We start from the raw sequence: 12,269 nt of genomic DNA on the forward strand, positions 1-12,269 counted from the left end.
ATTTGAAAATCAGCAATTGAACGTGGCTTCTAAGTGGTTACTACACATCATAATGAACAAAAACAACTGAAAAAGGAACGGTTCGTCAATCTACTCTATGAAACAGACGTAAACACTGTACCGCTTAATGCTATTTTTGTAAAGCGTCCGATTGACCTTTTCAACATCCAGTTTGTGTTTACACACATTTTACATTGCGTTTACACTGCTGTGATGCTAGTGCGTTTCATCTAATAGTACAATAAAGGGTAACTATACTGCATGAATTGATGGAGGCCATATGTTGATAGAGAGTCAGAATAAGGATAAAGCAGGGTCAGAACGTTACTTTAACCGAGATTTAAGCTGGATTGAATTTAATCGCCGTGTGCTTCAGGAAGCTCAGGATGCAGATACACCGTTGCTGGAGAGAGCCAAATTTTTGGCGATTGTATCTAGCAATTTGGATGAGTTTATGGCTGTTCGTGTTGCAGAGACGCGTGAGAAGATCAAGGCGGGTTTTATGCAAAAGGATTTTACGGGATATACCCCCTCAGGTTTATACAAACGCCTGATCAAGCGTACTGTCTCGATGGTATCGGAACAATACCGGACCTATCGTGATATTTCTCGCCTCTTGACGAAAAAAGGTCTTTTACTGCTCGAATATGAAGACTTGAATACGACACAGCGCAAGTCGCTGGATGCATATTTTCATGAAATTATATTTCCGGTGCTCACGCCGATGGCGGTCGATCAGAGCCGTCCTTTTCCACTCGTTCACAATAAATACGTATATTTAGCGGTCGTTTTGAGACGCCCGGGGGATACGGAGGAGGATAAACCACTTTTTGCCATTGTGCAGGTGCCTTCGAATATTCCACGTGTGGTTACGGTGCCGTTACGTTCCAATAGCAAGAAGAAATCATTTATTTTAATTGAGGAACTGATCAAGCATCACATCCAAACACTGTTCACCGGATATGTTCCGGAGGCGGTTCATGCCTTTCGTGTTACGCGTAACTCCGATTTGTCCATTAATGAAGAAGAAATCGAGGATTTGCTCGAAGAGATTGAAAAAGAGCTGCGTCGAAGACGACGGGGGGCGCCGGTAAGACTGGAAGTAGAAAAAGGGATTCATCCCTATGCCCTGATGGAGCTTCAACGCGAATTCAAGCTGTTCGATCATGTGTTTGAGATGGACGGGCCGCTCGATCTGACGTTTTTGTCGTCATTTGCCGATCATTTGGAAGGGTATTCGCATTTGAAATTTCCGGCAATCAAACCATTGTATCCGGAAGAGCTGCCTCCACAAGAGGATATTTTCAACGTACTTCGTAAACGGGACGTGCTCGTGTATCATCCATATGAATCATTCGATGCGGTAACTGATTTTATCATTGAGGCATCAGAAGACCCAGATGTGATGGCAATCAAAATGACCCTGTACCGTGTCAACGGGGAATCGAAGCTGATTCCGGCACTGGCACGTGCGGCCGAATCGGGCAAGCAGGTAACGGTGGTGGTAGAGCTGAAAGCTCGTTTTGACGAGGAACGTAATATTGCCTGGGCGCGTACGCTTGAAAAAGCAGGCTGTCACGTAGTGTATGGGTTGGTTGGCTTGAAGACGCACGCCAAAATCATTCTTGTCATACGTCATGAGCGCAACGCGCTCAAACGATATGTGCATGTAGGCACAGGCAATTATAATGAAAGCACGGCGCGCGTGTATACGGATATCGGATTGTTTACGTCAGATCCGGTACTTGGCGAGGATGCCTCCGAATTGTTTAATGAGATCACGGGATTCTCTGCGCTCAAGACTTTGCAAGCTTTTACGGTGGCTCCAACGGGAATGAAGAACAAGCTGTTTGAACTCATCCGTAGGGAAGCAGAGCAGGCATTGGCAGGTAAGCCCGCCCGGATTATTGCCAAGATCAACTCCTTATCCAGTCAGGAGATGATCGATGAACTATATGCGGCTTCCCAGGCAGGTGTGAAGATTGATCTTATTATTAGAGGGGTCTGCTGTTTGCGCCCCGGTGTGGAAGGATTCAGCGAGAACATACGTGTCATCAGTATTGTAGACCGCTTCCTGGAGCATTCCAGACTGTTTTATTTTGAAAATGGAGGGAAATCCGAGTTGTTTCTATCCAGTGCGGATTGGATGACGCGTAATTTGACTCGCCGAATTGAACTGATGTGCCCGATTTATGATGACGGGATCAAAGAAATGCTGGCAGATATTCTGCATTTATCGTTAAGGGATAATGTGAAGGCGCGCCAGCTTTTGCCTAACGGCAGCTATCAATTTGTGTCCAGAAATGACAAAGAGGCTCCCATCAGGAGCCAATCTGAAGCGATGAAGGTTAGAAATTGGAAGAAGGTAGAATGGACCACGACAATGTAAGGTTCCACGACTTTTGGAAATCCTTGGCAACGGCTTCTAGCTCCCGTTGTTCTAATATGGGTTCATTCTTGCTTTCCAGACGAAGATGCAGTGCGTCATCCCCTGTAGTGGGATTGATGCTGGTAATCATTCCAGACTCACTCCGATCCATGCCAATCGCGAGCTGGAGCAGCGAGCCGAGCCGATGTACACGTTCCTCGTCGGAAGGCTCCAAAATATCCGCATGTGTGCGTAGCAAACGGGGGGTCCGGTTCTTGGGATGGTAATCCGCGATTAACGCGGCTAGCACCGTTTCCCTATGGGATAGACCGCCAATGCCTGCATGTAAAATCCAGAACACGGAATTCTGGCGGAAATGATAGTAATTCAAGGCAGCCCCCGTTTTGTAAAGAGTTGCTGCGGTCAGTAACAAGCGTTTGTCCATAGCAGCTGAGGTTCCGCTAGCTAATGTGTCATAGAGCCGGACGGCGTACTCGTTAACCCGCTTGACATGCGCTTCGCTAACCGGGACAGCAAACGAAAGGATATTGCGAATGGATGTGACAAGCGGACTAGCTACCACGGGCTGTTCAGCGTTGACCAGCTCATGAAATAGACCGTCTCGCAGACCCGCTCCACTGACCAAATACGCGGAGCCTTGAGCAGCTTCAAATATCGTTTTCAATATAATAAGACCCGGTACAATGATGTCGGCTCTGTCCTTGGACAGGCCGGCTGTTTTTTTGCGTTTTTCATAGGGAAGATGGGGCAGACTGCCATAGAAGTAATCGACATCTTCTGTCGTCATTTCGTAATGGTGCGTCACAGGAAGTGAGTAATCCTGCCGCTTCTGATTGATTTTAGCCAAAGTACGCAGCGTCCCACCTAGTCCGATGAATGGTAGACCCGGATTGGAAAAGATCCAATCATGATTTTGCAGTGAAGAACGGACAAAGCTCTCCATTTCCTCAATCTGCTGAGGAGACCATTCGCCATTCTTGACCTCACGTCCAAAGCGCCAATTCATATTAACGGCGCCAAAGGGAAATGACACCGTATGCAGTCGCTTTCGATCGCGGAACAGCGTAATTTCGGTACTACCACCCCCGATGTCAATAATGATTCCGTCACTCACATTCATAGTGTTCACTACGCCCAGAAAACCGGCATAGCCTTCTTGTTCTCCGCTCAGTATTTCCAGTGTTAAATTTGTCTCCTCCGCGATCCATTGGACGATTTCGTCCGAATTCGTGGCATTGCGGATGGCTGCTGTTGCTGCCGCACGCATACGGACAACCCCGTGCATATGGCATACCGCCATAAATTGGCGCAGCAATGGAGCGATGCTTCGAATCGCCTCCCGTTCCATACGGCCGTTGGCCCCAACCTTTTCGCTTAGTCGGGCAGCTTCTTTGCATTCCTGCACAATTCGATAGGCTCCTGTCTCTGTCATTTCATAAATCACCAGACGTATGGAGTTTGAGCCAATGTCCATGATGCCAATTTTGCTATTCATGAGTTGACCTCCTTGTTGAAAAAACAATTTGCCGGTAATTTCCGCTGCTCCGTGCAAATGGTAGTAGATTATTGTCATTGTACCAGTGATATTCGGTGCATGCTACCGTTCGCCATGATCTTGTCGAAATAGACACATGCCGCGGACAATCATCCAAGAATAGAACATTCCTGTTGAGTATGTATAAGTATACCTGACGGCGAAAGGAGAGGGTTAGATGAGACAACTTGCAAGCAAATGGCTAAAGACGAAGGCGCTGCTCCACCATCCACATACCGCCGTTTATATACCGGAAACCTGTCTATATAGTGAAGATCAATTGCGCATGATGCTGCGGCGGCATGCTTTTGTATTTATAAAACCTGTGAAAGGAGGCGGAGGAATCGGAGTCTTGCGTGTGGCAAAGGAGCGGAGTGGATACACCTGTACGCGTATGGAGCACACGCACCGGTTCAGTCATTTTAGAGCGCTCGCAATCGGAATCAATAAGCTTCGAGTCCAACGTCCATATCTTATTCAACAAGGCATTCAACTGGCAAGTATTCAAGGTAGACCTGTCGACTATCGAGTCAAAGTCGTGAAGGAAGGGCAGAGATGGGATTTTCGTGCGGTGGTTGCACGTCATGCTCGTCCCGGACTGGTCATTACAAATCTGTGCAAAGGGGGAACTTTGCTGAAGGGAACAGAGGCGCTTCGGATGATATATCCCCGGCGGCTTGCTATTCAAAAGCGGCGAGAAATCATTCAACTTACACAGCGCTGTATTCCTGTACTGGAAAGAAGATTTCCTGGGATCGGACAACTGGGATTTGATTACGGGCTTGATCAGAGTGGAAGGGTATGGATTTTAGAGGTTAATACAAGACCTCAATAAATTTCTGATTTCTTTAAAAAAATTCCAATATAAACTATTAAGAAGAGGCTAAATATAATATATTTATATAAATAATAAAAATATTTTTTTTGTGTTCAAGCGTAAAAATTCTGTGTATAAATATTGTCCACATTATCCCCTGTCACATATATGGGTTAACGACACTTACCAACAATTTATACACAGGATTTCCACAATTGACTGTGGATAACAGAACGCTTGTTCCGATTTTGGTATTTTGATAGAATAGATTTTGAAATAAAAGGAAAGGTTGTGTCGAGGATGGCTATGCTGACGGATGAAATGCTTTTGGATTCCTATCAGATGGCAATCGAGCTTAAACTTGAATGTGACTTCATTGCACTGTTGCTGGCTGAGATTCACAAAAGAAAGTTAGAGATGAATACAGCCGTAGTCCTTCATTAGACCGGACAAGCTCTCGTACTGCGACTGTGAAGTCATTCAGGGTTCGGATGACTTTACGGACAATCACTGCAACGAATAGGCACACCGTAAAAAAGGGTATTTCACTCCAAAGATTCAAATTTGGAGTAAAATACCCTTTTTTGTCATAGTCTAAACTAGACTACAATTTCATGTTACTGCTGTGGCCGGGTGACAACTTGGCGTCTGGATCAACATAGACCTTGGCGTTGTTGACTGCCGTAGGGGCTTCACCAAAGCCAACAGCAATCAGCTTGAGCTTGCCTGGATAGGTCGTAATGTCTCCAGCGGCGAAAATGCCGGGAATATTAGTTTCCTGGCGAGAATCGACCACGATAGAGTTACTTTCGATTTCAATTCCCCATTCAGCAATCGGGCCAAGTGTGGATACAAATCCAAAGTTAACGATCACATCGTCCACTTCGATTTCCTGTGTTTCTTTGGTTTTTACATGAGCAAGAGTGACTTTCGTAATCGTGTCTTCTCCATGCAATTCTGTAATTTCCGTTGGTGTAATAACGTTTACTTTGGAAGCGAGGAGGTTTTCGACACTGTGTTCATGCGCACGGAATTTGTCACGGCGGTGAATCAATGTAACCTGTTCTGCAATCGGTTCCAGCATGAGTGCCCAGTCTACAGCAGAGTCACCACCACCGCTGATTAGCACTTTTCGGCCTGCAAATTTGCTCAGGTCGCTGACAAAGTAATGCAGGTTGGTTTTTTCAAAACGTTCTGCACCTGGAAGTTCCAGTCTGCGCGGCTCGAAAGCGCCCACGCCAGCGGTAATAATAACCGCTTTACCATGATACTCGCCACCTTTGTCTGTTTTTACGATGAAGTGGCGTTCTTCCTTTTTCTCTAACGATACGACTTTCTCTTCTAGCTGCACCTCTGGATTGAAGTGGTTCATTTGTTGAACCAAATTATTGACCAGCTCCTGTGCAGTCACTTTAGGAAAGCCAGCAACGTCATAAATATATTTTTCAGGATAAAGGGCTGCAAGCTGGCCGCCCAGTTGGGGCATACTTTCAATTAAGGTGACGGATGCCTGACGCATTCCTCCGTAAAAAGCGGCGAAAATACCGGCTGGACCGCCTCCAATAATGATCAGATCGCGGATCTCCGCACCTGTGGATTGAGTTGTCACTCTAAAAACACCTCCGAAAGGGATAGTATGGGATTTGTAAATATTGAATCAGCCGCATAGAGGTTCAGATAGCCGCCGAACGCATGATTCACTGTTTATCATTATAAACTGCCAGGTTCCGCTTGCAAAGTTAAAGCTATTAATATTTAATGAAGACTTTTTTGTGAGTGTAAATTAACCGTTTTGAGAGAACAGCTTTGAATAATTATGTATATCGGAAGGGGTAGAAGCATGAGCAGTATTCCCAAAATTGTCATTGTGGGCGCCGGATATGGTGGTATATTGACGGCTCAGCAATTGCAAAAGGAGCTCAAGCACAATGAGGCGGATGTCACGCTGATCAACCGTCATGATTACCACTATATTACGACACATCTTCATATGCCTGCGGCAGGTACGGATACGATTGAGCATTCAAGGGTTCCGATTGCGCAGCTAATTGATGAGTTCAAGGTGGATTTAGTCAAAGGAACGGTTAAGGAAATCATACCAAAGGAGAAAAAAATCGTGCTGGAGGATGGCTCGCTGTCCTACGATTATTTGGTTATCGGACTAGGCGGGGAGCCAGAAACATTCGGTATTCCGGGAATGGATAAGTTCGCGCTGACGATTCGCAGTATTAACTCCGTTCGCCTGATTCGTGAGCATATTGAATACCAGTTGGCTCTGTACAAAAATGACGGTAAACCTGGCCGGCTAAACTTTGTCGTAGGCGGCGCTGGTTTCAGTGGCATCGAGTTTGTTGCAGAGCTGGCGGATCGCCTGCCACAGCTGGCTAAAGCTTATGACATCGATTTTAACCGGATTCAAATCATTAACGTCGAGGCGGCTCCTACAGCGTTGCCGGGGTTTGATCCTGAGCTGGTGGAATATGCAATGGATGTGCTTAAGCGCAAGGGGGTTAACTTCCGTATCGGTATTCCGATTAAGGAATGCCTGCAGGATGGCGTAATCGTCGGTGAGGATGAGAAAATCGAAGCCTACACGGTGGTTTGGACGGGAGGAATCCGTGGGAACGGATTAATCGAGAAAGCCGGATTTGAAGTGATGCGTGGTAGGGTGAAAATTGACGATTTTCTGCGTGCACCGGAACATGATGACATTTTCATTATCGGAGACAGCTCCCTGATGTTTAATCCCGAAGGACGTCCCTACCCACCGACAGCTCAAATTGCGATGCAGCAAGGGGTGCTTTGTGCCAAGAATCTAGCCGCTACTCTTCGCAAAAAGGAGCTACACAAGTTCGTGTTTTCCAACAAAGGGACGGTTGCTTCTCTTGGAAAAGGCGAAGCCGTCGCCGTGGTGGGCAAACGCAAAATAAAAGGCTGGGTGGCCGCACAATTGAAAAAAATTGTGGATCTCCGCTATCTGTTCATCATTGGCGGAATTCCACTGGTACTGAAAAAGGGACGGTTTTTCTAAGGCAAAAAGGTTTCCATGACTCCTAAAAAGGAGCTGGAGACCTTTTTTATTTCAATGAACAAAAAAAGATATTGACTCATAACTATTCGACGACGTATAGTATGATTACTAATTACAGAGGGGGAGCTTCACATTGAATTCTGATTTTAAAATCAATGCCGATCCCAGGAGAATAAATTTACTGACTGAAAAGTTTCCAAATGTGGACTCCCAATCGTTGAATACGTGGGTACTTTTCGTGCAGGCAGCACATGAAGTGTACAATGGAGTGTCTTCCAGACTCTCGGAATATGGGCTATCTGTAGGCAACCTGAAAATTTTAATGCCATTGTTTTTACATGAACGTGCATTGACTCCATCAGAGCTGGCTGAATATTCAGGGGTTACTCGTTCAACAGTAACCAGCGTAATTGATAAGCTGGAACGGGACGGCATCATCCGAAGAAGTACGCTGACGGATCGACGTATGACCGCGATCTCTTTGACTGATGAAGGAAAACAATTAATGACGGAAAAAGTTCCGATGTTCATCCAGCTTTTTTCGGATTTAATGAATGAATTTACAAAGGAAGATCATATTCTATTTGCTACGTTATTAAATAAGCTTTCCTCAGGAATTGAACGGATAAAACGGGAATAATCAAATTTCCCGGCTTAAATAGTTAGACGTCGTACTATCAGGCTCCTTATTTGTTTTTGACTATTATTTTTTAACGATCATTGGCTAAATCATCATGAAGGAGAGTTTGTTGCAATGAATAAAAAGATCATTGTGTACGTGCTACTTGTTGTCGCGTTAGGTACCGGGGGTACGCTAATGGCAATGAGCGGCAAGGATGCTGTGAGTATGGCAGCCCAACAAAAAAATACACTGCTTACGGCAGATACCGTGAATGTTGCTTTTCAGGGCGTAGGGGGAAGAGTAAACACGATTGAGGTGAAGGAAGAACAACAGGTGAAAAAAGGGGATGTGCTCATGACCCTCGATCCTGTAGACCTTGATTTGCAAATTGAGAAATTAAAAACGGATATCGCACAGGCTGATGTGAAAATAAAACAGGCTAAAGACGGGTTGCAAAATCAGTCGGAGAAAATTTCGAATTCAGAAAAACAGGGGCAATTGGACATTCAAGCCGCGCAAGCGGGAGAGTCCTTATTAAACCAAGGCACACGTGCGGAGGATATTGTAAGACAAAAGCTGGCTATTGAAGCAGCACAGCAATCGTTGGACGCAGCTCTGACAGGAGTAGAGACAGCCAAAAGAAATGCGGAAATCGCACAAAAAACAGTATCATCCAGACAACAGGCTCTGGACTTGGCTAAAGTGAATTACAACCGTATCAAAGCGTTATATGATGCCGGAGCTGGAACCAAAGCAGAACTGGATAACGCTAAAAACCAACTGGATAATGCCCAAATCGCGTTAGATACAGCTAAGGATCAGGTTGAAATTGCCAATAACCAGATTACAGCGGCTAGCAAACAATCGGACATTGCTAAAAATGGGATCGCTCAGCAGCAAACCGCTTTGGATAAAATGGAGGCGGGTGCAACTGCTGAGGAACGCCAGCAGGCTCGTATCAAAACAGAAAAGGCCAAGGAAGCCTTGACTCAAACCTCGCAAACACGAAAAGATGTTAAGAATAGCGAATACAATGTGGATCTTCTGGCTCAACAAAAGCAGGCATTGAGTGTTCAACTCAAAACTTTGGAATTGCAGCGTGGACGTATGGTGCTGAAGGCATCCACAGATGGTAAGGTGTCGCGTATTGTACCTAAAATGGGAGAGATCGTTTCTACGGGGGCAACGGGCGCCGTTATTGAAACCAATCAGCTATACTACGATATTTATGTGGGCGAGGATTCCATATCACAGTTTAAAGCTGGGGGAAATGTGACTTCGCACGTTGTAGCTTTAGATAAAGATGTCCAAGGCAAGGTGAGGTACATTACTTCTGCCCCTCAGTATACCAACATGAGAATGAGTCGGGACAAAGGTCTGTCGGATATAAGCTCCTTCCAAGTGCGGGTGGATGTTCAGCGAACATCTGAATTATTACCTGGAATGACGGTAGAGGTTGTGACGAAATGAAGGCGTTTATAGAAGAATGGAAGCTGATGATCAGCGGTAAGATGGTTTTTATCATGCTGCTCGTTCCTATCGTAGTAGCTGTAGCCTTTGGATTTGTTTTTAAAAATAATCAGCTTAACGATGCCTCTGTAGCTGTAGTCGATTTAGATCATAGCAGTTATAGCCGACAGCTTATTAATAAATTGGATGCATCGCAGTATATTGATGTACGCCATGTGCAAGAGAATGAAGCCGATCCGAATTTACTTTTATATAATGAAAAGTTTTTTGCGGTGATTTACCTTCCAGCTGGGTTGGAGGAAAATAGGATTAAAGGAGTTCAGAGCAATATCGGTTTTTATGTAGATAATACGGTAGGTCAGGCTACTGGAAATCTACGCTCGGCAGTCACAGAGATCATGGCAACGGAAAATGCGATGCTGGCTGGTAGTGGATTAAAGGGTATGGGAATGAGTGACAGCCAGGTTACAGGGCTTACTTCCAATATGCTGCTTCAGCAGCGCCTGTTATATAATCCTACCAATGCTACTTTGATGACCTCGGTTATGGGGTTCATTAATACGGTCATGATTTCACTGATTGGTGTTACTGTACTGACAATTGTCCCGCGATTGCGGGAGCAAGGAAGATTAAAAGAGGAGCTTCAGCATTCTTATGGTTTGATTCTTAGGGTGTTGCCGTATGCGTTAGTAGGATGTGTGTCCTTTTACCTGTCCATTGGTTTACTTAAGCAAATTGGGGGACTACGCTTTGAAGCGAATGTATGGCAGCTCAGTATTCCATTTCTCTTGTACACGATTACGTTGAGTTTGTTTGCGATGGCTTTGGGGTGGAATGCGGCGAATCCGGGAAAAGCTTCTCCACGCCTCATGCTAATTATACTGCCTTCTTTTTTACTGAGCGGCGCTCAATTGCCAGTAGCTATGCTGCCTACATCGCTGCAATATATTAGTAATATTCTTCCATTGACCTGGCATTTCAAGTTTTTGAGAGGGATGGGCTTCAAAGGTGGGAGCTTAAAATATTTTATTCCCGAGTTGGGAGGCTTTTTGGTCTTACTAAGTGGTTTGCTGCTTCTTATCTTTATCCTGATCGCTTTGGAGAAAAGAAAGCTGGCGAAAAGTGAGGATACATCCGTAGGGGTCGAGCCTGTGCTGCAATAACCGGAGATATCATTCCTTGGTTATGACCTGGCAATCATAAAGAATACGATTTAATCAGGCACCCGTGAGGGGCCTTTTCTCTTCTATTATAGCTCTAGGTCTTATAAAAAAGGATTCCGTCGTCCCGAAAGTGGGAGTTCGCGGAATCCTTAATTGTATGCTGCGAATGGTACTGACGGTTGTGCTTTACAGCTTCAACATGTCTTCAAATGTCTCTTCATTCAACACGCTGCCGACATAGAAGGAGCCGAATTCACCGTAACGGGCACTGACTTCATCAAAACGCATTTCGTAGATTAGCTTTTTGAACTGAAGTGCGTCATCGGAGAACAGTGTTACGCCCCATTCCCAATCGTCAAAGCCGACGGAACCGGAAATGATTTGTTTTACTTTGCCAGCATAGCTGCGGCCAATTAAACCGTGGCTGCGCATCAAGGTGCGGCGCTCGTCCATCGAAAGCATGTACCAGTTATCGTTCAGGTCACGTTTTTTGTTCATTGGATAGAAGCAAATATAACGGGCCTTGTTTAATACGGGCTTCAAGCGTGCGACAATTTGTGGATTTTGCATAGGATCTTCATCTTTGCTCAAATAATTACTTAGTTCCACCACACTCACATAAGAATAGGTTTTGGTTGTATATTTGGCGAAGATTGTTTTGTTAAAGTCATTTTCCAGTTTATTGAGGTCTTCCAGCGTTTCGCGCAGGTGCATCATGACAAAATCAGCCTTTTGTCCGACTACAGTATAGACAGCTGAGCTGCCCAGACCCGCTTCCTCGGTAACGTTCCATTCCTTCATAAACTCTTGAAGCTCGTCCAGTGTACCGGCGCGCTCTTCATCGTCTGCGGTCTTCCATGCTGTCCAGTTGATGGACCGAAAATCGTGAAGCGCATACCAGCCTTCCAGTGTGGAGGCTACTTCGTTAGGTGTTGCTGGGGTTTGTTGAGGTTGATGTTGACTCACGATCTACACTCCTTTACGATCTGTAAATGATAATCGGCTTAGCCGAAATATGTGTACTTCCTTATATCTTTCCTGTATCCAATACGTGATGCTTAACCATTATATTGTAGCTCAAAATAAAGCTTTTCACCAATGAAAGAAGTGTGAAGAATTTTATTTTTACCATGATGCAGGTCACAAAGTCATAAAATAGTTAGTATTCTCGAAAAAAGTAGAACTCAGACGAATACGGCTGCCAAAAAGGAGAACAATTGCCCTTATTTTGTTGGTCCCACCA

At 45.1% G+C, this 12,269-nt stretch carries 10 protein-coding genes; 7 read left to right on the forward strand and 3 right to left on the reverse strand.

Going from position 1 to position 12,269, the window contains the following annotated elements:
• Window positions 1-280 precede the first annotated feature (280 nt).
• Complete coding sequence (ppk1, locus tag AC5ELV_RS14685; RefSeq protein ID WP_493430775.1) at window positions 281-2,389, forward strand: polyphosphate kinase 1; 2,109 nt, start codon at window positions 281-283, stop codon at window positions 2,387-2,389.
• On the opposite strand, the gene AC5ELV_RS14690 is transcribed toward ppk1, so the two are convergent.
• Window positions 2,349-3,884: a Ppx/GppA phosphatase family protein gene (locus AC5ELV_RS14690; protein WP_493430776.1), complete on the reverse strand. Its 1,536-nt coding sequence runs from the start codon at window positions 3,882-3,884 to the stop codon at window positions 2,349-2,351. The genes ppk1 and AC5ELV_RS14690 overlap by 41 nt on opposite strands.
• A 217-nt stretch (window positions 3,885-4,101) precedes the next feature.
• On the opposite strand from AC5ELV_RS14690, the gene AC5ELV_RS14695 reads away from it, so the two are divergent.
• Window positions 4,102-4,758, forward strand: a complete 657-nt coding sequence (locus AC5ELV_RS14695; RefSeq protein ID WP_493430777.1) for a YheC/YheD family protein — start codon at window positions 4,102-4,104, stop codon at window positions 4,756-4,758.
• A 282-nt stretch (window positions 4,759-5,040) separates the two neighbouring features.
• The gene (locus AC5ELV_RS14700; RefSeq protein WP_023990158.1) at window positions 5,041-5,184 is read left to right on the forward strand and encodes a sporulation histidine kinase inhibitor Sda; all 144 of its coding nucleotides are present in this window, start codon (window positions 5,041-5,043) and stop codon (window positions 5,182-5,184) included.
• Window positions 5,185-5,344: 160 nt separating this feature from the next.
• On the opposite strand, the gene AC5ELV_RS14705 is transcribed toward AC5ELV_RS14700, so the two are convergent.
• Window positions 5,345-6,349, reverse strand: coding sequence for an NAD(P)/FAD-dependent oxidoreductase (locus AC5ELV_RS14705; RefSeq protein ID WP_029518240.1), 1,005 nt, complete (start codon window positions 6,347-6,349; stop codon window positions 5,345-5,347).
• A 231-nt stretch (window positions 6,350-6,580) separates the two neighbouring features.
• Between AC5ELV_RS14705 and AC5ELV_RS14710 the strand changes: the two genes are divergently transcribed.
• The 4 genes from AC5ELV_RS14710 to AC5ELV_RS14725 all read left to right on the forward strand — a co-directional run bounded on the left by AC5ELV_RS14710 (window position 6,581) and on the right by AC5ELV_RS14725 (window position 11,026).
• On the forward strand, window positions 6,581-7,771 hold the full coding sequence (locus AC5ELV_RS14710) for an NAD(P)/FAD-dependent oxidoreductase (RefSeq protein ID WP_493430778.1): 1,191 nt from the start codon (window positions 6,581-6,583) through the stop codon (window positions 7,769-7,771).
• A 133-nt stretch (window positions 7,772-7,904) separates the two neighbouring features.
• Window positions 7,905-8,411, forward strand: a complete 507-nt coding sequence (locus AC5ELV_RS14715) for a MarR family winged helix-turn-helix transcriptional regulator (RefSeq protein ID WP_493430779.1) — start codon at window positions 7,905-7,907, stop codon at window positions 8,409-8,411.
• A gap of 114 nt (window positions 8,412-8,525) precedes the next feature.
• Window positions 8,526-9,863: an HlyD family secretion protein gene (locus AC5ELV_RS14720; protein WP_342418824.1), complete on the forward strand. Its 1,338-nt coding sequence runs from the start codon at window positions 8,526-8,528 to the stop codon at window positions 9,861-9,863.
• Window positions 9,860-11,026: an ABC transporter permease gene (locus AC5ELV_RS14725; RefSeq protein ID WP_493430780.1), complete on the forward strand. Its 1,167-nt coding sequence runs from the start codon at window positions 9,860-9,862 to the stop codon at window positions 11,024-11,026. Before AC5ELV_RS14720 ends, AC5ELV_RS14725 begins: the two co-directional genes overlap by 4 nt.
• A gap of 186 nt (window positions 11,027-11,212) precedes the next feature.
• On the opposite strand, the gene hemQ is transcribed toward AC5ELV_RS14725, so the two are convergent.
• Entirely contained in the window at window positions 11,213-11,992 is a 780-nt protein-coding gene (hemQ, locus tag AC5ELV_RS14730; protein WP_493430781.1) for a hydrogen peroxide-dependent heme synthase, read from the reverse strand.
• Window positions 11,993-12,269: the final 277 nt, after the last annotated feature.

It is taken from the genome of Paenibacillus sp. NMA1017 (assembly GCF_058895805.1).